Below are 20,257 nucleotides of genomic sequence, written 5' to 3' on the forward strand. Positions count from 1 at the left end.
TCCTGATTTTTGTTAATCCACTATATTTAGTGTTGGTGTTGAGGATAACGGTAGCACTGATTTGTCGGTCGGTATTTTCAGACGACCTTGGGATATGTCGGGTCGTCTGAAAATGTATAGTTTAGTCTTTATCGTAATCGACGTGTTTGTTGTGTATGCTTTTTTTGCTTTTTTGCAGTTGCAGGCTGGCGGCATCGCCCAAGCGCAGGGCGAGTCCGATGGCGAGGATGTCGATGACGGCAAGTTGCAGCAGGCGGGAAACCATTGGGGTGTAGAGTTCGGCGTTTTCCTGCGTGGCGATGCTCAAAACGCAGTCGGCAAGTTGCGCCAGCGGGGAGTCGTTGCGGGTCAGGGCAATCACTGCTGCGCCGTTTTCTTTGGCGATGCTGACGGCGTCTAAAAGCTCGATGGACGAGCCGGTGTTGGAAATGGCGACGAGGACGTCTTGATCGGACAGGACGGAGGCCGCCATCAGCTGGGTGTGGGTATCGACGTAGGCAACGGTGGAGATGCCGAAGCGGAAGAACTTATGCTGCGCGTCTTGGGCGACGATACCGGAGTTACCGACGCCGTAGAACTCGACACGGCGGGCGTGCATCAGTGTGGCGATGGCGTTTTCCAGCTCGGCTTCTTTCAGGAAGCGGCGTTCGCCCAAAATGGAGGCGGCGGCGTTGCCCAAAACTTTTTCGACCACGACACTCATGTCGTCGTCGGTGTTGAGTTCTTCATGGACGTAGGGCATACCTTCGTGGCCTATGCTGGCGGACAGGGCGAGTTTGAACTCGGGCAGTCCTTTGTAGCCCAGGCTGCGGCAAAAACGGATAACGGTCGGCTGGCTGACGGATGCGCGCTCGGCGATTTCGGCGACGGCGGCATGGACAAACCATTTGGGTTCTGCCAAGGCGCATTCGGCGACTTTGCGTTCCGCGCCCGACAGGTTTGACAGTGATTCGCTGATTTTGCTTAACATAAATATGCCCTTCGGTGTGTGCCGCCCCTTGTCGAGGCGGCTTGTGTGATTAAACGTTTTTCAAGTGGTTGTCGAGTGCCGCCGCTGCGCCGGTGATGCCCGGAAATTCGCTTAAGACGACATAGACGGGAATCGCGGCGAGATAGGCTTCGAAACGGCCTTTGTTTTCAAAGCGGCTGCGGAAAGGTGAGGTTTTAAAATATTCCAAAACGCGGGTGATGATGCCGCCGCACAAATACACGCCGCCACGCGCACCCAGCGTCAGGGCGAGGTTGGAGGCAACCGTGCCGAGCATGGCGCAGAAGATGTCCAAAGTCTGACGGCAGAGCGGGGAAGTGCCGCTTAAGGCTTTTTCGGTGATTTCGGACGGTTTGAGGCGGTAGTTTTTCAGTTTGTCGCGTTTGGCGAGTGCTTCGTAAATCAGGCTCAAACCTGCGCCGCTGAGGAAGCGTTCGGCGGAAACATGGCCGTATTTGTTTTTCGCATACTGCCAGATCAAAACTTCCATGTCGTCAAACGGCGGGAAGCTGGAATGTCCGCCTTCGCCGGCAAGTGCCACCCAGCCTGCGGGGCTGTGTACCAGTCCGCTGACGCCCAAACCGGTTCCCGGGCCGATGACGGCTTTGGGGGCAAATTCGACCGGTTTTTGCCCGCCGATCTGCATCAGGTCTTTGCTTGAAGTCTGCGTTACCGCCAATGCCTGCGCGGTAAAGTCGTTCAAGAGGATAAGGGTGTCCAGCCCCAATGCCTGACGGGTGGTTTCGATGGAAAACGCCCAATGGTGGTTGGTCATTTGCACCCAGTCGCCCAAAATCGGATTCGCCATGGCGAAGGCGGCGTGGCGCACATCGACTCCGCCTGTCTGTTCCAAATAGGAGCGGGCGGCATCGACGATGGTGTCATAGTCTTTGCACGGCAAGACTTTGGCGTGTTCAATCTGCTGCGGGGCGGTTTCGAGCGCGAAGCGGGCGTTGGTGCCGCCAATGTCGGCAACGAGGCGCGGATAACTTTTGCTGACGGGTTGTTGAATATCAGTTTGAGTAGAAGACATGGCAGTTCACTCCTTGATGGTTCAATACCAGGCTGGTCGGATATTCCAAATCGGCGCGTGAGGCAGCTTTGTCGAACACGGCTTTCTTTTCCGCACCCTGAATCGACAGAAAGACGTTTCCCGTTTTGGCGATGGCGCCCAAGGTCATGCTGATGCGCTCGTGCGGCGCGGTAACGGGCGTGGTGTGGATAAGGGTCGGGTCGTTCGATTCGTTGATGGCTGCATTCAGCTGCGGCGCTTGCGGGAAGAGGGAGGCGGTATGTCCGTCGCCACCCATGCCCAAAATCAGCACGTCAGGTTGTTTGTAATGTTTCAGCGCGTAGGCAACGACGCTGTCGGGTTGTAATTCAGTTTCAGATTTGCCCGCTTCGACAACGGGAATCCAAGTCGCTGCGGCGGCTTTGTTTTGCAGCAGGTATTCGTGTGCCAAGGCGGTGTTGCTGTCGGCGTGGGTAGTCGGCACGATGCGCTCGTCAACCAAAGTAATGCCGACTTTTTGCCAGTCCAAATCTTTTTGCGACAGGGCTTGGAAGAACGGAATCGGCGAGCGGCCGCCGGAAACCGCCAATACTGCGCTGCCTTTGTTATCCAGCGCGTTTTGCAGCGCGGCGGCTACTGCGTCCGCCAAAGCTTCTGAGGCTGCTGCTGCGTTTTCGTATTCATGCCAAACGAACATAAAAGTGTCCTTTCTCTGTTTTCAGACGACCTTTTTTAAGAAGGATGTGGGCGGTCGTCTGAAAGGCAGTGTTTGTGAGCGGGAAAGTAAGTAAGAGCCTGTGTCGTTGATGGTGGCGTGAAAGTTGACGGGAAACGCCTAATCCGCCGCCTTATGGTTTTCAGACGACCTTTTTGAACCGAGAACGCTTCAAGCAAAGGTCGTCTGAAAAGGCTTTACTGGTCTTCGTGCCACTTATGTCCGTCGCGCGCCAAGAGTTCGCGGGCGGCTTCCGGTCCCCATGAATGCGCGTCGTAGCCGTGCGGCGGGGTGGTGTTGCTTGCCCAGTTGTCCAAAATCGGCATCACATATTCCCAAGCGGCTTCGAGTTCATCGCGGCGGTTGAAGAGGGCGAGCTTGCCGTTGATGACGTCCAGCAGCAGGCGTTCGTAAGCTTCGGCGCGGCGGCCTTCAAGAGCTTTTTCCAAGTCGGTTGCCAGCGGCACGATTTCGACTTTGTTGCCTGCGCCCGGCGTTTTCATCTGCGTATAGAGGCGCACGGATTCGGTCGGCTGCAATTCGATAACCAAACGGTTGGGCGCGGCTTGGCTGTTTTCAAAAATATGGTTTTGCAGCGAACGGAAGTTCAATACGATTTCCGCCACTTTGCCCGCCATGCGTTTGCCGGTGCGCAGATAGAAGGGGACGTCTTTCCAGCGGTCGTTTTCGATTTCGGCTTTGATGGCGACGTAGGTTTCGGTGAAGCTGTCTTGCGGAACGTTGATTTCTTCCAGATAGCCGTTCATGCCTTTGGCGGCGGTGTATTGTCCGCGTACGACGTTTTCGTTGACGGATTCGATGGTCAGCGGTTTCAAAGATTTGATGACTTTGACTTTTTCATCGCGCACTGCGTCGGCATCCAGGCTGGCAGGCGCTTCCATCGCGGTCATACACAGCATTTGCATCAGGTGGTTTTGCACCATGTCGCGCAGTGCGCCGGTAATGTCGTAGAACTCGCCGCGCTCTTCCACGCCGAGCTGTTCGGCGATGGTCAGTTGTACGCTTTCGATGTATTTGTTGTTCCACAACGGCTCGAACATCACGTTGGCAAAACGCAGCGCCAGCAGGTTTTGCAGGCTTTCTTTGCCTAAGTAGTGGTCGATGCGGTAGATTTGGCTTTCTTTGAAGTAGCGGGCGACATCGGTATTGATTTGTTGGGAAGAGGCGAGGTCGGTACCCAGCGGTTTTTCCAAAACGACGCGCGCGTTGTCGGCGTTCAGTCCGACTTTGGCAAGGTTTTCGCAGGCTTGCGCGAAGAATTTCGGCGCGGTGGAAAGATAGATGATGACGTTGTCGGTCTCTTTGCGGGCTTTGACTTTTTCGCCCAAAGCGGCAAAATCGGCTTCTTGGGTAACGTCGACTTTCAGATATTCGATGCGTTTGACGAACGATGCCCAAGCGTCGTCTGAAAAGTTTTGTTTGACATGGATTTTGGAGTTGGTTTCCACTTTTGCCAAAAAGCCCGCCGTATCCAAATCGCTGCGGCTGACACCTAAAATACGACCCTGAGGATTGAGCAACCCTGCAACGTGCGCCTGATACAGACAAGGCAGCAGCTTACGCATTGCCAAATCGCCGGTCGCGCCGAACAACACCAAATCAAAATTTGTTTGTGTACTCATCGTTTTATCTCTCGTTGAGGAAGGCCTTGTGCCGGTGCCGCCGGATGCCGTGAAAGACGGGCGGTTTCGGCAGAAAAGCAATGGAAACCAATCGCCTGCATCAAAATTTCAAAACAGGCGGGCTAATGAGTAGTAATACTACACATGGCTACACATTTTGTCTATTCTCATTTTTACAAATTATTTGACTTAGTTTAAAAGTTTGATGAGTTTGGTCTGGTAGATTTTCACAAATGACGCATATCACGATTTAAATCAAATTTCTTACATTTAGCAGATTATTTTGTAACTAAATTACAGGTTTTGTATTATAATAGCCTACATCTAAATATAGTGGATTAACTTTAAATCAGGACAAGGCGACGAAGCCGCAGATAGTACAGATAGAGACCTTTGCAAAATTCCCCAAAATCCAGATAGTACGGAAAGGCGAGGCAGCGCTGTAATGGTTTAAAGTTAATCCACTATAGTGAGGCTTTCAGACGACCCCTTGTAAGGTTTGAAAGGTCGTCTGAAACGCTGAACGCCCCACACCCAATACAAAAAATCAGAAACGCGCAAACAAAAATCCCATACCACCCCTTCCGACAGGAGACCGAACATGAATCCCACTCCTATCCACCCCAAGCTCGCCGAAATCACCGAGCGCATCATCGAACGCAGCCGTCCGACCCGCGAAAAATATCTGGCGAAAATCCGCAGCGCCAAACAAATGGGACGGCTGGAGCGCAACCAGCTCGGTTGCAGCAACCTGGCGCACGGCTACGCCTCCATGCCCAAAAGCATCAAAATCGAAATGCTTCAGGACACCGTCCCCAACTTAGGCATCATCACAGCCTACAACGACATGGTTTCCGCACACCAGCCGTTTAAAGACTTCCCCGACCAAATCAAAGACGAAGCGCAGAAAAACGGCGCGACCGCCCAAGTCGCCGGCGGTACGCCCGCCATGTGCGACGGCATCACGCAAGGCTACGCCGGTATGGAATTGTCGCTGTTCTCCCGCGACGTCATCGCCATGAGTACCGCCATCGGTCTGTCGCACCAAATGTTTGACGGCAGCCTGTTTATGGGTGTTTGCGACAAAATCGTGCCGGGTTTGATGATTGGCGCGCTTTCGTTCGGTCATATTCCCGGCATCTTCGTTCCCGCAGGCCCGATGTCCAGCGGCATAGGCAATAAAGAAAAAGCCCGTACCCGCCAACTTTTCGCCGAAGGTAAAGTCGGTCGTGATGCCTTGCTCGAAAGCGAAATGGGGTCATACCACAGCCCCGGCACCTGCACTTTCTACGGCACGGCAAACTCCAACCAAATGATGATGGAAATGATGGGCGTACACCTGCCCGCCGCCGCTTTCGTCCATCCCTATACCGACCTGCGAGAAGCCCTGACCCGCTACGCCGCCGGACACCTCGCACGCGGCATCAAAAACGGCACCATCAAACCCTTGGGTGAAATGTTGACCGAAAAATCCTTCATCAACGCCCTGATTGGCCTGATGGCAACCGGCGGCTCGACCAACCACACCATGCACCTCGTTGCCATGGCGCGCGCCGCCGGCGTGATTTTGAACTGGGACGACTTCGACGAAATTTCCTCCATCATCCCGCTGCTTATCCGCGTGTACCCCAACGGTAAAGCCGACGTGAACCACTTTACCGCAGCAGGCGGCCTGCCTTTCGTTATCCGCGAATTGCTGGACGCAGGCCTGTTGCACGACGATGTCGATACCGTCGTCGGACACGGCATGCGCCACTACACCAAAGAACCTTTCCTCATCGACGGCAAACTCGAATGGCGCGAAGCCCCCGAAACCAGCGGCAACGACGACATCCTGCGCAAAGCCGACAACCCGTTCTCCCCAGACGGCGGTTTGCGCCTGATGAAAGGCAATATCGGACGCGGCGTGATTAAAGTGTCCGCCGTGCGTGAAGGCTGCCGCATCATCGAAGCGCCTGCCATCGTGTTCAACGACCAACGCGAAGTGTTGGCGGCATTCGAACGCGGCGAGTTGGAACGCGATTTTGTCTGTGTCGTCCGCTACCAAGGCCCGCGCGCCAACGGTATGCCCGAGTTGCACAAACTGACCCCGCCTTTGGGCATCCTGCAAGACCGCGGCTTCAAAGTGGCACTGCTGACCGACGGCCGTATGTCCGGCGCGTCCGGCAAAGTTCCTGCCTCCATCCACATGACGCCCGAAGCCCTGATGGGCGGCAACATCGCCAAAATCCGTACCGGCGACTTGATCCGCTTCGACTCCGTTACCGGCGAGCTCAACGTCCTGATCAACGAAGCCGAATGGAACGCCCGCGAAGTCGAACGCATCGACTTGAGCGCGAACCAACAAGGCTGCGGCCGCGAACTCTTCGCCAACTTCCGCAGCATGACCAGCAGCGCAGAAACCGGCGCCATGAGCTTCGGCGGCGAATTTGCCTGATGCACGTTTCAGACGACCTTTTCAAACGGAAGGTCGTCTGAAAAATTATTGAAGCCGTTTAAAACAGACGTAGGTCGGATTCTCGAATCCGATGTTATCAGGGGCATTTGTCGGATACGGGTATCTGAATACAGCCCCAAAGGTCGTCTGAAACTTAAAACCCCGTTCCATTTGAACGCATCAGACGTAGCGTGGACTTAGCCCACGAACAAAACCAAAGACGTAGGCCGGATTCTCGAAATCCGACACAGCCATCCAAGATGTCGGATTCAAGAATCCGACCTACAGCCCAAAGGTCGTCTGAAAACTTAAAACCCCGTTCCATTTGAACGCAGCAGACGTAGTGTGGGCTTAGCCCGCGAACAAAACCAAAGACGTAGGTCGGATTCTCGAATCCGACGTTATCAGAGGCATTTGTCGGATACGGGTATCCGAATACAGCCCCAAAAGGTCGTCTGAAAACTTAAAACCCCATCCCACCTGGAGAATCGAAATGTCCAAACTGACCCCACGCGAAATCCTGACTGCCGGCGCAGTTGTGCCTGTGATGGCGATTGACGACTTGAGCACCGCCGTCGATTTGTCCCACGCCCTTGTCGAAGGCGGTATCCCCACCCTCGAAATTACCTTGCGCACCCCAGTCGGCCTCGACGCCATCCGCCTGATTGCCAAAGAAGTGCCCAACGCCATCGTCGGCGCGGGTACGGTTACCAACCCCGAACAGCTCAAAGCCGTCGAAGACGCAGGCGCGGTTTTCGCCATCAGCCCGGGTTTGCACGAATCCCTCGCCAAAGCCAGCCACAACAGCGGCATCCCCCTGATTCCCGGCGTTGCCACTCCAGGCGAAGTCCAACTGGCTTTGGAACACGGCATCGACACCCTCAAACTCTTTCCCGCTGAAGTCGTCGGCGGCAAAGCCATGCTCAAAGCACTCTACGGCCCTTATGCCGACGTGCGCTTCTGCCCGACCGGCGGCATCAGCCTCGCAACCGCGCCCGATTACTTGGCACTGCCCAACGTCTTATGCGTCGGCGGCTCATGGCTGACGCCGAAAGAAGCCGTTAAAAACAAAGACTGGGACACCATCACCCGCCTTGCCAAAGAAGCGGCGGCGTTGAAACCCAAAGCCTGATGCTTCAAGAACTCAGTCATATTTAGAAGCCATCTTGTCTGACTGTTAGGGTTATACAAGCAATACAAAGGTCGTCTGAAAATCTGATTTTGGATTTCAGACGACCTTTTGCCATGTATCCAAATAAAAAATGCCATGCCGCGATTCCGTTATTTAATCTGCTGTAATTTTCCATCGCGTTGGATGAGGACAAGGCAACGCCGCAGGCTTAAAGCCGACTTGCGATATTTCCTACCTTAGTCTGTCATACTTAAAGAGGTCGTCTGAAAAACTCTGCTTCGGTTTTTCAGACGACCTCTTCAATTCAAGATGCCCCTGTTTCAAATTTCAAAACTGTCTGCTTGGTCTGCCTTGCGTATCATGCCTGCGGCAACGGTGTGGTTGGTGGCTTCGTCTATCAGGATGAATGCGCCGAGTGCGTGGTTTTCTTCGTAGGGCACGGCGGCGATCGGCTGCTGGGTTTTGAGACTGACGCTGCCGATGTCGTTGAGTTTGAGCGTGTCGGCGGATTCGACGCGGCTGAGGGTGTTCACGTCCCAAACGTAGGAAATCGCGCTGATTTTGACGGGCGTGGTTTGGGTGGTGTGTTTCAGCAGGTATTTGCGGCGCAGGTTGAGCGGGATGTCGTCGAACCAGCACAGCGCGGCTTGGAACTGCTGTTCGGGCGCGACGGGGCTGTCGGCGGCGGCGATGCTGTTGCCGCGCGAGATGTCGAGGTCGGTGTCGAGCGTGACGGTCAGCACTTCGCCCGCTTCGGCGGATTCGGTTTTGCCGTTTGGATTGTAGATTTCGGCGATTTTGGCGGCATGTCTGCTAGGCAGGATTTTGACTTCGTCACCTGTTTTCAGACGACCTGCTTCCAGCCTGCCTTGATAGCCGCGGAAGTCGTCGCTGCTGCTGCCGTCTTGCCGTGCGACGCGCTGTACGGGGAAATGGGCGGCTTGGTCGGCGGCGTTTTGGCGGTTGACGGGCAGGCTTTCGAGCAGGGGTAACAACGGTAAACCTTGATACCACGGGGTTTGGCTGCTGGCGTTGACGATGTTGTCGCCTTTTAACGCGCTGATGGGCAGGAAGTGGATTTGGGCTTGGAGGCCGATTTGTTCCGCCAGTTTGCGGTAGGCTGCGGTAATGGCCTGATATTTGGTTTCGTCGAAGTCGAGTAGGTCGAGTTTGTTGACGGCGACGATGATATTGGGGCAGCCCAAGAGTTTCAGAATCGCGCTGTGGCGTTTGGTCTGCGGCAGGAGGACGGGTTCGCTGCCGGAAAAATCGACGCGCGTTGCGTCTATCAGGACGATGGCGGCATCGGCGGTCGATGCGCCCGTTACCATGTTGCGGGTGTATTGTTCGTGTCCGGGCGTGTCAGCGATGATGAATTTGCGCTTGGACGTGGCGAAATAGCGGTAGGCGACATCGATGGTGATGCCTTGTTCGCGCTCGGCGGCAAGGCCGTCGGTGAGGCTAGCGAAGTCGGGCGTTTCGCCGTTTTCGGCGGCGCGGTTGAGTTTGTCGAGTTGGTCGGTCAGCAGGGTTTTGCTGTCGTAGAGCAGGCGGCCGATGAGGGTGGATTTGCCGTCGTCGACGCTACCGGCGGTGATGAAGCGCAAAAGTGGGGCAGTGGTTGCGGTCATGGTTCTTTCCTTATTTCTCGGATTGCACGTTACTTTAATGAGGTCGTCTGAAAATGGGAAAGAATGCTTGGTTTTAAAAAAAGATGATTTCGTTATATTCGGGCGTTTTCTTTCAGACGAGGTCGGCTTCCCGCGTTTGCCAGAAAACCCGCTTAAAGGTAAAATCCCGTATTCCAACATGGGTACTGCATCATGACTAAATTTATTTTCGTAACCGGCGGCGTCGTATCTTCACTCGGAAAAGGTATCGCCGCCGCTTCTATTGCCACCATCCTCGAATCGCGCGGTTTGAACGTGACCATGCTCAAGCTCGATCCTTATATCAACGTCGACCCCGGCACGATGAGCCCGTTCCAGCACGGCGAAGTGTTCGTGACCGACGACGGCGCGGAAACCGACCTCGACTTGGGACACTACGAACGTTTCATCAACGCCACCATGACCCGCCGCAACAGCTTCAGCACGGGGCAGGTCTACGAAAACGTCATCGCCAAAGAACGCCGCGGCGACTACCTCGGCGGTACGGTTCAAGTCATCCCGCACATCACCGACGAAATCAAACGCCGCATCCACGAAGGCGCGGCGGGTTACGATGTGGCCATCGTCGAAATCGGCGGCACGGTCGGCGACATTGAGTCTCTGCCGTTTTTGGAAGCCATCCGTCAGATGCGCAGCCAGTTGGGACGCAACAACACCTTGTTCGCCCACTTGAGCTACGTTCCCTACATCGCCGCCGCCGGCGAAATCAAAACCAAGCCGACCCAGCATACCGTTAAAGAAATGTTGAGCATCGGTTTGCAGCCCGACATCCTGATTTGCCGCATGGACAGAACCATGCCGGCGGACGAACGCCGCAAAATCGCCTTGTTCTGCAATGTGGAAGAGCGCGCGATTGTCGGCAGCTACGACGTGGACAGCATCTACGAATGCCCCGAAATGCTGCACGACCAAGGCATCGACAACATCATTACCGAGCAGTTGCAGCTTAACGTGCAACAGGCGGATTTGACCGCGTGGAAAAAAATCGTCCATGCCATCAAAAATCCGAAGCACACCGTCAAAATCGCTATGGTAGGCAAATACGTCGATTTGACCGAATCCTACAAATCGCTGATCGAAGCCCTAAAACACGCGGGTATCCACACCGAAACCGACGTGCAAATCACCTTCGTTGACAGCGAAAACATCGAGAAAAACAACGGCGATGTTTCCATGCTCAAAGACATGGACGCTATTCTTGTTCCCGGCGGTTTCGGCTCGCGCGGCGTGGAAGGCAAAATCGCCGCCGTGCGCTACGCCCGTGAAAACAACGTGCCATATTTGGGCATCTGCCTCGGTATGCAGATTGCGCTGATCGAATACGCCCGCGATGTGGCAGGCTTGAAAGGCGCGAATTCCACCGAGTTTGACCTCAAATGCGCCGCACCTGTCGTCGCCCTGATTGACGAATGGCAAACCGCCGACGGCAGCGTCGAAACCCGCGACGAATCCGCCGATTTGGGCGGCACCATGCGTTTGGGCGCGCAAGAAGTTGAATTGAAAGCAGGCAGCCTCGCCGCCAAAATCTATGGCAGCGAACACATCCGCGAGCGCCACCGCCACCGCTACGAAGTCAACAACAACTACGTTCCTACGCTGGAACAGGCAGGCTTGGTCATCGGCGGCGTATCCGCAGGACGCGAACGCTTGGTCGAAACCATCGAACTGCCGAACCATCCTTGGTTCTTCGCCTGCCAGTTCCACCCCGAGTTCACCTCCAATCCGCGCAAAGGCCATCCTTTGTTCAGCGCGTTTGTCAAAGCCGCGTTGAACAATAAAAAAGGCTGATGCTCGGCAAAAGGTCGTCTGAAAAGAGAAAAAGCACCTCGATTGAGGTGCTTTTTTGTGTTGGTGTGGCTATGTTTTGAGAAACAAGACGTCAGCCGCCTTTTCAGACGACCCGCAAGGAATGTTCAGTCTTGTATTTGCTCAGGTTTCCAACCGGGTTCCGGTTTCCAGTCGGGCGAAAGCGGTGCGCCTGCGGGCTGTTTGTAGCGGTTGTACATAAACAGATACTGAGTTGGGAAGCGGCGTATCCAGTATTCGGTGTTTTCATTGATAATTTGCGCGTCGTGTTGTTTGTCGCCGTTCAGCTCGCCGCGCATAGGCTCGATGTGCAGCACAAATCCTTTGCCGTTCGGCAAACGCTCGCCGCAGAAAAACAGCGCCTTCACGCCTTTGACTTGCGCCAGTTTGCCCGCCAGCGTCATGGTGTAGGCGTATTTTCCGAAAAACGGCACCCATACGCCGTCGCCGCCTTCTTCGGGGGAGGGGGCATGGTCGGGCAAGACAATCGTCGCTTCGCCGGAACGCAAAGCCTTAATGACTTGTTTGACGCCTTGAATATTGGTGGGGGCGGTTTTCCCTTTGCCGCGAACGCGCCCCGCCTGCATGACGGAATCCAAGGCTTTGATTTTAGGCGGTTTGTACATGGCGGTCAGCGGAAATGGAAGCTGCTGGCTGATATAGCGTCCGGCGAGGTCGTAGCTGCCGATGTGCGGGGTAATAAACAACAGTCCTTCTCCGGCGTCCAAAGCCGATTGGACATGTTCCCAACCGTGCACTTCTTTAAATAGCGTTTCAATGCTTTCAGGTCGTCTGAAAAAGGCGACGGGCAATTCCAGCCCGCCTTTTGCCGTTTCGCGGAAAACGGCTTTGACCGACGAAGGCTCGGGATTCAATCCGGCAAGCCGCATATTGTCGAACACGCGCTGCCGGTCGCTTTTGAGCAGATAATAGCCCAAGCCGCCCGCCGCATTCCCCAGAGCGTGTAAAAGCGGCAAAGGTAGAGCCGCAAAGCATTTAAACAAAAAAGTGAGCAGGATTTGCATAATAGATTGATGAGATGGAACGGGAGGATTGTAAATGAAAACGGCAGGTCTGGATATTGAGTTTCATCCGAATGTATCGGATTGCCGCCATGCTTAAAATATAGTGGATTAACTTTAAACTAGGACGACGTTACCTCGCCTTAGCTCAAAGAGAACGATTCTCTAAAAATACTGAAGCACCAAGTGAATCGGTTCCGTACTATCTGTACTATCTGCGGCTTCATCGCCTTGTCCTGATTTTTGTTAATCCACTATAACGGATGCGTTCATTCGGTTCGCCAAACGGCATGGCGCATAAAAAGGTCGTCTGAAACCAGTTTCATTTCGTTGAAACGGTTTTTCAGACGACCTTTGCGTTTGGGTAAACGGATAGCGTGTTACGCCAGACCGTTTTGTTGCGCGTCTTGCAGGCGGGCTTCAAAGTTGCTCAGATTGACGCCTGCTTGTTGTGCGGCAGCGACGACTTCGGCGACGCTTGCGCCGTTTTGCACCTGATGATAGCCCCAGAGCAGTGAACAGCGGGTACCGGTGCGACAGTAGGCGAGGACGGGTTGGGGAACGCTTTTGAGCAGGTTTTGGAAGGCGGCGACATCGGCGGCGTTGATGGCGGGCGCGACAACAGGTTGATGGTGGTGCTCGCGGATGCCCGCAGCTTCAAGCCAGCTTTCGACTTGTTTGAACGTAACTTGGTTTTCTTCTTCGCCGTCGGGACGGTTGCAGATGACGGTTTGGATGCCGAGTTTGGCGGCTTCTTGTACGTCTGCTTCGGTCAGTTGCGGGGCGATGTAGAGGTTGTCGGCAAGTTTTTGGATGGACATGGGTTTTCCTTTCTGTAAGTGGTTTTCAGGCGACCTCGATCCGGCACTTGAGGTCGTCTGAAAATCAGGCTCGGTCATTATAAAGCCATTTTTCAAATAAATCGCGGTCGGTGATGTAGAGGACGGCAGTGTCGGCTTCGGCGGCTTGGACGGTGATGTCGGCGACGTACAGGATGCCGGTGCGGAAGTAGTGGAGGCGGGCGGTGTAACCGATGGGAAGTTGCGCCCATTGTGCGGCAAAGTCGGTGCAGGCGTAGCCGTCGATGGCGACGATTCTGTCCTGCGGGCAGAGGGCGGCGTTTTCTGCGCTGCCGCCGTTGAAGACGTGGGTCAGGGTGGCGTGGTCGCTGCTTTGTTTGAACCTTGCGCCGAAGTCGGAGGCGGGGGCGGGCGTTTCGGTTGGCGGTTCTGACAGGAATGCGCCGCCGTGGCTGCGCGGTTGCGCCTGCCATTGCAGTCCGATGCCTATGGTGGCGAGGAGTTCAGCAAGGGGCAGGTCGGCGGTGGTGTAGAGGATCGTCTGAAAAAAGTCTTTGAGGTCTAGGCCGGTAAAGGCTTGGCAACGGGCTTGCCATTGTTTTTCGGGGATGCCTTGTCGGGTGTTTAGCCAATCGCGGTAGTGTTGCTGCATGACGCTATCGAGGGTGTGTCGCCCGCTGCTTTTGCTGTAGATGGCGAGGTCGAGGCAGAGGGCGGCGAGTGCACCTTTTTGGTAATAGCTGACGATGGCGTTGGGGCTGTTTTCGTCTTGTTTGTAGAATTTGTTCCAAGCGGTGAAGCTGGATTCGGCTAGGCTTTGTTTCAGACGACCTTTGGTTTGCTGAACGCGGGTGATGCTTTGGGCGAGCAGGCGCAGGTAGGCTTCGGGGGCGATGGTGCGGCTGCGGGCGAGGAAGAGGTCGTCGTAGTAGGAGGTGATGCCTTCAAACGCCCAGAGTTGTTCGGTGTAGTTTTCGCGGTCGAGGTCGTAGGGGGCGAAGGCGGCGGGTTTGATGGATTTGACGTTCCAGGCGTGGAAGTATTCGTGTGAGAACAATCCGAGCAGTTGGGTGTAAGCGTCGTTGGCTTCAGTCATGCCGTGCGGCGGCAGGCTGTGGCGGTCGGCGAGCAGGGCGGTGCTGCTGATGTGTTCAAGCCCGCCGTAGATGTTGTCGCCGACGTGGAGCAGGAAAAGGTAATGCGTGAACGGGGTAGGGGAGGGGAACATTGCCAGTTCGGTTTCGCAGATTTTGCGGATGTCTGACACAAGGCGGTCGCGGTTGAAATCGGGATAGTGGCCGCTCAAGGCGATGCGGTGCGGTATGCCGCCGGCTTCAAAATCGAGAAATTCGATGTTGCCCAATTCGACAGGGTAGTCGATTAAATCGTGGTATGAGGTCGTCTGAAAGCTGTGGACGTCGGTTTGGGGCAGGGTGGTGGCAATCCGCCATGTTTTCGGCAGGATGGGGAATTCGATTTGGTGCGTGCTGTTTTCGTGTCCGTTTACCTGCAAAAACAGGCATGCGCCGTCAAAGAACCCGCGTTCGGCAGTCAAAAACGAGCCGCGGACGGACAGGTCGTAGGCGTAAACGGTGTAGTAAATTTCCCACTCTCCGGACTGCGGGGCAGTGCGCCATCGGTTTTTTTTGACTTGGGTCAGGTGGGTATATTCGCCATTGCAAAAAGCGCGGATGGTGGTGATGTGGCGTGAGAAATCGCGTATCAGATAGCTGCCGGGAACCCAGTTCGGAAGGCTGATTTCTGTTTCCAAATCATGTTCTTGTCGGAAGGTTAGGCGGATGTGCCACTCGTGGGCGAGCGGGTTAGGGGTGATTTTGTAATTAATCATAGCTATTAATGTATTTGTTAAATTTTATGAATATGGAAGTCAAGTTATGCAATTTAATTTATATCAATAAAGCCTCATTCAAAAGAGAGGCTTGAAAAAATAAAGTAGTACTATTGGGAGGGTTTTTAAATAAAATTATGATTATAAAGTAAAAAATATAAAAAATCGATAGTTTGGCCATATGGTGTGAAATGTAATTCCGCTTGGCTAGGCTTGTCTTATATGTTAAATTTAGAAAAATTTAAACTTAGCCCTTATTGCGTTTTTTCAAAATGCATACGGCAAAGTGAGATAAAAAATTTTTATTCCCATAATTCATGGAGACTCTCATGGACACACAAACTTATAACTACAAAGTGGTGCGCCAGTTCGCCATCATGACCGTAGTTTGGGGCATTGTGGGCATGTTGGTCGGCGTCATTGTCGCCGCCCAATTGTTTGCCCCCGCCCTCGATTTATCAGATGTCGGCCCCTGGTTCCACTTCGGCCGTCTGCGTCCGTTGCACACCAACGCGGTAATTTTTGCGTTCGGCGGTTGCGGTCTGATGGGTACATCATACTACGTTGTTCAACGTACCTGTAATGCACGCCTGTTTGGTGGTTGGCTGCCGGCATTTACCTTCTGGGGCTGGCAGGCGGTTATCGTTGGCGCAGTCGTCAGCCTGCCTTTGGGTTATACCCAAGCTAAAGAGTATGCTGAATTGGAATGGCCTATCGACATCCTGATCGCTTTGGTTTGGATTGCTTACGCCATCGTATTCTTCGGTACGATTGCCAAACGTAAAATCAAACACATCTACGTTGCCAACTGGTTCTACGGCGGCTTCATTTTGGCCGTTGCCCTGTTGCACATCGTCAATAACCTGAGCATTCCTGCGGGCTTCATGAAATCCTATCCGGTTTATGCGGGCGCAATCGATGCTATGGTTCAATGGTGGTATGGCCACAATGCCGTAGGTTTCTTCCTGACTGCAGGCTTTTTGGGCATGATGTACTACTTCGTACCGAAACAAGCAGGTCGTCCGGTTTATTCTTACCGCCTGTCCGTCGTCCACTTCTGGGCTTTGATTTTTACCTATATGTGGGCAGGTTCCCACCACTTGCACTATACCGCTCTGCCTGACTGGACCCAGTCCTTGGGTATGGTGTTGTCCCTGATTCTGTTCGCACCTTCTTGGGGCGGTATGATCAACGGTATCATGACCTTGTCCGGCGCATGGGACAAGCTGCGTACCGACCCTATCTTGAAATTCTTGATCGTCTCTCTTTCCTTCTACGGTATGTCTACCTTCGAAGGTCCGATGATGTCCATCAAAACCGTCAACGCTTTGAGCCACTACACTGACTGGACCGTTGCACACGTTCATGCCGGCGCATTGGGCTGGGTAGGTTTCGTGACCATTGGTTCCGTGTACTACATGATTCCCCGCTTGTTCGGCAAAAATGAAATGTACAGCACCAAATTGGTGGAAGCACACTTCTGGATCGCGACCATCGGCGTGGTTCTGTATATCGCCTCCATGTGGATTGCCGGTGTATTGCAAGGTCTGATGTGGGGTTCTCTGAATGCGGACGGTACTTTGACTTATTCGTTTGTAGAGTCAGTTAAACGCACCATGCCTTACTACATGATTCGTTTCACCGGCGGCCTGCTGTACCTGAGCGGTATGTGTATCATGGCATACAACGTTTACCGTACGGCCATCAGTGGCAAAGCGGTTGATGCCGAGATTCCCGCGGTGTCTCAAACCCAGCACCACTAAAAACATAAGAAAAGGCTACCAAAATGAAATTACAACAATTAGCTGAAGAAAAAGTCGGCGTCCTGATTGTATTTACCCTGCTTGTAGTCAGCGTAGGTCTGTTGATTGAAGCCGTGCCGCTGTTCTTCTCCAAGGCTGTAACCCAGCCTATTGAAGGTGTGAAACCTTATAACGCTTTGCAAGTGGCTGGTCGTGACATCTATATCCGCGAGGGTTGTTACAACTGTCACTCTCAAATGATTCGTCCGTTCCGTGCAGAAACCGAACGTTACGGTCACTACTCTGTTGCCGGTGAGTCTGTTTATGACCATCCATTCCAATGGGGTTCCAAACGTACCGGTCCGGATTTGGCTCGTGTGGGCGGCCGCTATTCCGACGAATGGCACCGCATCCACTTGCTGAATCCGCGCGACGTTGTGCCGGAGTCCAATATGCCTGCTTTCCCATGGCTTGCACGCAACAAAGTTGATGCCGAAGCAACCGTGGCGCATATGAAAGCCCTGCGTAAAGTTGGTACGCCTTACAGCGATGAAGAGATTGCAAAAGCTCCTGAAGCTTTGGCAGACAAATCAGAGCTGGATGCGGTGATTGCATACCTGCAAGGCTTAGGCTTGGCATTGAAAAACGTAAGGTAACATCATGGACGCAAACTGGGCTCGCTCGCTCTTTACTGTTTGGGTTTTTATCAGCTTCATCTTAGTGCTTTATATTGTTTTTAATCGACGTAATAAAAAGAACTACGATGATGCTGCCAACAGTATTTTCGACAATGATGATAAAGAGTCGTCTGAAAAAGACGGGCGATAACAGTTTAGTCCGTGATCACGGAGCAAAAGAATGAACACAACATCCCAATTTACCAGCAATTTCTGGAATATATACATTGCAGTTATTGTCGTGCTCAGCTTTATCGGCTTGGCATGGCTGCTGCTTTCCCAAAACGTTGTGAAGCGTCCTAAAAAGGGCGAAGAAGTTAAAACGACAGGTCATGAATGGGACGGTATTGAAGAATACAACAACCCGCTGCCGCGTTGGTGGTTTTGGCTGTATGTCTGTACTTGGCTGTTCGGTATCGGCTACTTGGTAATGTATCCGGGTTTGGGCGATTATAAAGGACAGTGGAAATGGAGCAGCAAGGGACAATACGAGAAAGAAATGGCTAAAGCTGATCAAGAGTACGGCAAAGTTTATGCCAAATTTGCCAAAATGCCGATTGAGAAAGTGGCAAAAGATCCTGAAGCACGCGCCATCGGTCAAAACCTCTTCAATACCTACTGTATCCAATGTCACGGTTCTGATGCCAAAGGTTCCAAAGGCTTCCCGAATTTGACCGACAACGATTGGTTGTGGGGCGGCGAGCCTGAGAAAATCCATGAGACCATTGAAAAAGGCCGTACGGCACAAATGGCTGCATGGGGTCCTGCACTGGGTGAAGAGCGCGTAAAAGATGTGGCAAACTATGTCATGTCCTTGTCCAAACCTAAAGATCAATACGATGAAGAACGCGCTGCCCGCGGTAAAGCATTGTTCAGCGGTCCTCCCGCAAACTGCTTTACCTGTCACGGCGATAAAGGTCAAGGTATTCAAGGCTTGGGTCCGAACCTGACCGACGACGTATGGTTGTGGGGCGGTACTCAAAAATCGATTATCGAAACCATCACCAACGGTCGACACAGCCAGATGCCTGCTTGGGGTCATTTCTTGGATAAAGACAAGCTCCACATCATGACTGCGTATGTATGGGGTCTGTCTAACAAAGACGGCAAAGCACCGGTGAAAAAAGCTGAACCTGCTCCGGCACCTGCTTCTACCGCTGCATCATCTACTGCCGCTTCATCTGCTTCCGCTCCGGCTCAAGCTGAAAAAGCTGCTTCAGCAACTGATGCAAAAGCACCTGCTGCTTCTGAAGCCAAACCTGCAGAAAAAGCAGACGCTTCATCTGCTAAAGTAGACGGTAAAGCTGTTTTTGAAGCCAACTGCAAAATGTGTCACGGCGGCACCATCCCAGGCGCTCCAGGTATAGGCAAAAACGACGAGTGGGCTCCGCGTATCAAGCAAGGTAAAGATACCCTGCACAAACACGCGCTCGAAGGTTTTAACTCCATGCCTGCCAAAGGCGGTAACACAAGCCTGAGTGATGACGAAGTCAAAGCAGCGGTTGACTATATGGCCAACCAATCCGGCGCTAAATTCTAAATCGTAGAAATTAAAACGCACCTTTTCATAAGGTGCGTTTTTTTATGGGGTCGTCTGAAAGTAGGTTTCAGACGACCTGAAGTTCGTCCCGTACTTTCATTAAAGCAAAGCCAAGCAGGTTTAAGCCCCGCCATTGCAGCGGATTTTGGACGCGTGGGTCATCTTGGGCAAGTCCAATTCCCCAGATTGTATCTACCGGACTGGCTTCCACTAGAATGCGGCTGCCTGTGTCAAGCAGAAAGCGTTTCAAATCGGGGTGTTGGCTAAACTTGGCATGATTGCCCTTGCAAACGATATCGAAGCGGTGGGCATTCCAAATGTCGTCTTTAAATCCGATGACTTGTCGCCCTAAATCCTTCGCCTGTTTTGGATGCGCAGAAGCGATGATTTGGCGTCGGATATCGTCTGCACCGAATAATTTTGCCTTTTCAGCCATCATATAATGTTCGGCAGTCGCATAGCGGATGCCGTCGATTTCAAAGGGTGCCGGATACCATTGGCTGAAGACGGCTTTGTCTGTTTCATTTTTATGTTTTGGAGTATGTCCCCAGAAGTATAGATATTTCAGCTTTTCTTTGCGCTGATAGGCGGCTTTCAAATCAGCAAGAGAGTAGAGTGCAGGCATGGTATTTCTTTCTTATTGTGTATTATAGTGGATTAAATTTAAATCAGGACAAGGCGACGAAGCCGCAGATAGTACAGATAGAGACCTTTGCAAAATTCCCCAAAATCCAGATAGTACGGAACCATTCACTTGGGTGCTTCAGCACCTTAGAGAATCGTTCTCTTTGAGCTTAAGGCGAGGCAACGCCGTACTGGTTTAAATTTAATCCACTATAAATTCAGATCGATGGGGTGTTGCGTGATTTAAGACTCATGATATGCGCAGGCGCAGGAGATTAACCTTAAATCAGGACGGGATGAAACCTCAGAGAATATAGATGGTAAAACAAGAGAAGAGGATACCATACTGATTGAAAGTTAATTTACTGTATCACGGAAGATATAGATGAAAGTATTTAAACCAGTACGGCGTTGTCTCGCCTTAGCTCAAAGAGAACGATTCTCTAAGGTGCTTAAAGCACCAAGTGAATCGGTTCCGTACTATCTGTACTATCTGCGGCTTCATCGCCTTGTCCTGATTTAAATTTAATCCACTATAACTTCGCTATTCATGCCATTACCGATAGAAAAAAAGGTCGTCTGAAAACGGATTTCAGACGA

General features: G+C 52.9%; 16 protein-coding genes. 7 read left to right on the plus strand and 9 right to left on the minus strand.

Annotation, left to right across the window (positions count from 1 at the left end; translation table 11 throughout):
- Nucleotides 1–121: 121 nt before the first annotated feature.
- The 4 genes from hexR to zwf form a co-directional block, all read right to left on the minus strand.
- Nucleotides 122–970, minus strand: a complete 849-nt coding sequence (gene hexR / locus HMPREF2572_RS08185) for a DNA-binding transcriptional regulator HexR (RefSeq protein WP_070497598.1) — start codon at nt 968–970, stop codon at nt 122–124.
- 49 nt (nt 971–1,019) lie between these two features.
- Nucleotides 1,020–2,021 carry a glucokinase gene (locus tag HMPREF2572_RS08190; RefSeq protein WP_070497600.1) on the minus strand — a complete coding sequence of 334 codons (1,002 nt, stop codon included), beginning with the start codon at nt 2,019–2,021 and terminating at the stop codon, nt 1,020–1,022.
- Nucleotides 2,002–2,697 carry a 6-phosphogluconolactonase gene (pgl, locus tag HMPREF2572_RS08195; protein WP_070497602.1) on the minus strand — a complete coding sequence of 232 codons (696 nt, stop codon included), beginning with the start codon at nt 2,695–2,697 and terminating at the stop codon, nt 2,002–2,004. Before pgl ends, HMPREF2572_RS08190 begins: the two co-directional genes overlap by 20 nt.
- Nucleotides 2,698–2,912: 215 nt before the next feature.
- A complete protein-coding gene (gene zwf / locus HMPREF2572_RS08200) occupies nt 2,913–4,358 on the minus strand; it encodes a glucose-6-phosphate dehydrogenase (RefSeq protein ID WP_070497604.1) in 1,446 nt (481 codons plus the stop codon).
- 601 nt (nt 4,359–4,959) lie between these two features.
- Here zwf and edd point away from each other — a divergent pair.
- Both edd and HMPREF2572_RS08210 read left to right on the plus strand, forming a co-directional pair.
- Nucleotides 4,960–6,795 carry a phosphogluconate dehydratase gene (edd, locus tag HMPREF2572_RS08205; RefSeq protein ID WP_070497607.1) on the plus strand — a complete coding sequence of 612 codons (1,836 nt, stop codon included), beginning with the start codon at nt 4,960–4,962 and terminating at the stop codon, nt 6,793–6,795.
- Nucleotides 6,796–7,288: 493 nt separating this feature from the next.
- Complete coding sequence (locus HMPREF2572_RS08210) at nt 7,289–7,927, plus strand: bifunctional 4-hydroxy-2-oxoglutarate aldolase/2-dehydro-3-deoxy-phosphogluconate aldolase (protein WP_003757978.1); 639 nt, start codon at nt 7,289–7,291, stop codon at nt 7,925–7,927.
- Nucleotides 7,928–8,247: 320 nt separating this feature from the next.
- On the opposite strand, the gene HMPREF2572_RS08215 is transcribed toward HMPREF2572_RS08210, so the two are convergent.
- Nucleotides 8,248–9,558, minus strand: a complete 1,311-nt coding sequence (locus HMPREF2572_RS08215) for a sulfate adenylyltransferase subunit 1 (protein ID WP_070497611.1) — start codon at nt 9,556–9,558, stop codon at nt 8,248–8,250.
- 192 nt (nt 9,559–9,750) lie between these two features.
- Between HMPREF2572_RS08215 and HMPREF2572_RS08220 the strand changes: the two genes are divergently transcribed.
- Nucleotides 9,751–11,385 carry a CTP synthase gene (locus tag HMPREF2572_RS08220; RefSeq protein WP_070497613.1) on the plus strand — a complete coding sequence of 545 codons (1,635 nt, stop codon included), beginning with the start codon at nt 9,751–9,753 and terminating at the stop codon, nt 11,383–11,385.
- A 125-nt stretch (nt 11,386–11,510) separates the two neighbouring features.
- Here the strand turns inward: HMPREF2572_RS08220 and HMPREF2572_RS08225 are convergent, their stop codons facing one another.
- The 3 genes from HMPREF2572_RS08225 to HMPREF2572_RS08235 form a co-directional block, all read right to left on the minus strand.
- Entirely contained in the window at nt 11,511–12,428 is a 918-nt protein-coding gene (locus HMPREF2572_RS08225) for a lysophospholipid acyltransferase family protein (protein ID WP_070497615.1), read from the minus strand.
- 377 nt (nt 12,429–12,805) lie between these two features.
- Entirely contained in the window at nt 12,806–13,246 is a 441-nt protein-coding gene (locus HMPREF2572_RS08230; protein WP_070497617.1) for a TIGR01244 family sulfur transferase, read from the minus strand.
- Between the two features lie 64 nt (nt 13,247–13,310).
- On the minus strand, nt 13,311–15,074 hold the full coding sequence (locus tag HMPREF2572_RS08235) for a M61 family metallopeptidase (protein ID WP_070497619.1): 1,764 nt from the start codon (nt 15,072–15,074) through the stop codon (nt 13,311–13,313).
- A 329-nt stretch (nt 15,075–15,403) separates the two neighbouring features.
- Here HMPREF2572_RS08235 and ccoN point away from each other — a divergent pair, with 329 nt between their 5' ends.
- Genes ccoN through ccoP form a run of 4 tightly spaced genes read left to right on the plus strand, consistent with a single transcriptional unit; the run spans nt 15,404 to nt 19,033 of the window.
- Nucleotides 15,404–16,837, plus strand: coding sequence for a cytochrome-c oxidase, cbb3-type subunit I (gene ccoN, locus HMPREF2572_RS08240; protein ID WP_197067790.1), 1,434 nt, complete (start codon nt 15,404–15,406; stop codon nt 16,835–16,837).
- 23 nt (nt 16,838–16,860) lie between these two features.
- Nucleotides 16,861–17,472: a cytochrome-c oxidase, cbb3-type subunit II gene (ccoO, locus tag HMPREF2572_RS08245; RefSeq protein WP_003741675.1), complete on the plus strand. Its 612-nt coding sequence runs from the start codon at nt 16,861–16,863 to the stop codon at nt 17,470–17,472.
- 4 nt (nt 17,473–17,476) lie between these two features.
- Nucleotides 17,477–17,644 carry a cbb3-type cytochrome oxidase subunit 3 gene (locus HMPREF2572_RS08250; protein ID WP_019270010.1) on the plus strand — a complete coding sequence of 56 codons (168 nt, stop codon included), beginning with the start codon at nt 17,477–17,479 and terminating at the stop codon, nt 17,642–17,644.
- Between the two features lie 30 nt (nt 17,645–17,674).
- Nucleotides 17,675–19,033: a cytochrome-c oxidase, cbb3-type subunit III gene (gene ccoP / locus HMPREF2572_RS08255; protein ID WP_083294199.1), complete on the plus strand. Its 1,359-nt coding sequence runs from the start codon at nt 17,675–17,677 to the stop codon at nt 19,031–19,033.
- A gap of 67 nt (nt 19,034–19,100) precedes the next feature.
- Here ccoP and HMPREF2572_RS08260 read toward each other — a convergent pair whose 3' ends face one another.
- Nucleotides 19,101–19,658, minus strand: a complete 558-nt coding sequence (locus HMPREF2572_RS08260; protein ID WP_070497620.1) for an NADAR family protein — start codon at nt 19,656–19,658, stop codon at nt 19,101–19,103.
- Nucleotides 19,659–20,257: the final 599 nt, after the last annotated feature.

This window comes from Neisseria sp. HMSC064E01, from assembly GCF_001808875.1.
In the GTDB taxonomy this organism is placed as follows: Bacteria; Pseudomonadota; Gammaproteobacteria; order Burkholderiales; family Neisseriaceae; genus Neisseria; species Neisseria sicca_A.

Excerpts from the sequence above, each read along its gene's own strand:
- HMPREF2572_RS08220 (WP_070497613.1), top strand. The coding sequence starts at position 9,751 with ATGACTAAATTTATTTTCGTAACCGGCGGCGTCGTATCTTCACTCGGA.
- HMPREF2572_RS08215 (WP_070497611.1), bottom strand. The coding sequence starts at position 9,558 with ATGACCGCAACCACTGCCCCACTTTTGCGCTTCATCACCGCCGGTAGC.
- HMPREF2572_RS08230 (WP_070497617.1), bottom strand. The coding sequence starts at position 13,246 with ATGTCCATCCAAAAACTTGCCGACAACCTCTACATCGCCCCGCAACTG.
- HMPREF2572_RS08210 (WP_003757978.1), top strand. The coding sequence starts at position 7,289 with ATGTCCAAACTGACCCCACGCGAAATCCTGACTGCCGGCGCAGTTGTG.
- ccoN (WP_197067790.1), top strand. The coding sequence starts at position 15,404 with ATGGACACACAAACTTATAACTACAAAGTGGTGCGCCAGTTCGCCATC.
- HMPREF2572_RS08190 (WP_070497600.1), bottom strand. The coding sequence starts at position 2,021 with ATGTCTTCTACTCAAACTGATATTCAACAACCCGTCAGCAAAAGTTAT.
- HMPREF2572_RS08235 (WP_070497619.1), bottom strand. The coding sequence starts at position 15,074 with ATGATTAATTACAAAATCACCCCTAACCCGCTCGCCCACGAGTGGCAC.
- HMPREF2572_RS08250 (WP_019270010.1), top strand. The coding sequence starts at position 17,477 with ATGGACGCAAACTGGGCTCGCTCGCTCTTTACTGTTTGGGTTTTTATC.
- HMPREF2572_RS08260 (WP_070497620.1), bottom strand. The coding sequence starts at position 19,658 with ATGCCTGCACTCTACTCTCTTGCTGATTTGAAAGCCGCCTATCAGCGC.
- pgl (WP_070497602.1), bottom strand. The coding sequence starts at position 2,697 with ATGTTCGTTTGGCATGAATACGAAAACGCAGCAGCAGCCTCAGAAGCT.
- zwf (WP_070497604.1), bottom strand. The coding sequence starts at position 4,358 with ATGAGTACACAAACAAATTTTGATTTGGTGTTGTTCGGCGCGACCGGC.
- ccoP (WP_083294199.1), top strand. The coding sequence starts at position 17,675 with ATGAACACAACATCCCAATTTACCAGCAATTTCTGGAATATATACATT.
- ccoO (WP_003741675.1), top strand. The coding sequence starts at position 16,861 with ATGAAATTACAACAATTAGCTGAAGAAAAAGTCGGCGTCCTGATTGTA.
- HMPREF2572_RS08225 (WP_070497615.1), bottom strand. The coding sequence starts at position 12,428 with ATGCAAATCCTGCTCACTTTTTTGTTTAAATGCTTTGCGGCTCTACCT.
- hexR (WP_070497598.1), bottom strand. The coding sequence starts at position 970 with ATGTTAAGCAAAATCAGCGAATCACTGTCAAACCTGTCGGGCGCGGAA.
- edd (WP_070497607.1), top strand. The coding sequence starts at position 4,960 with ATGAATCCCACTCCTATCCACCCCAAGCTCGCCGAAATCACCGAGCGC.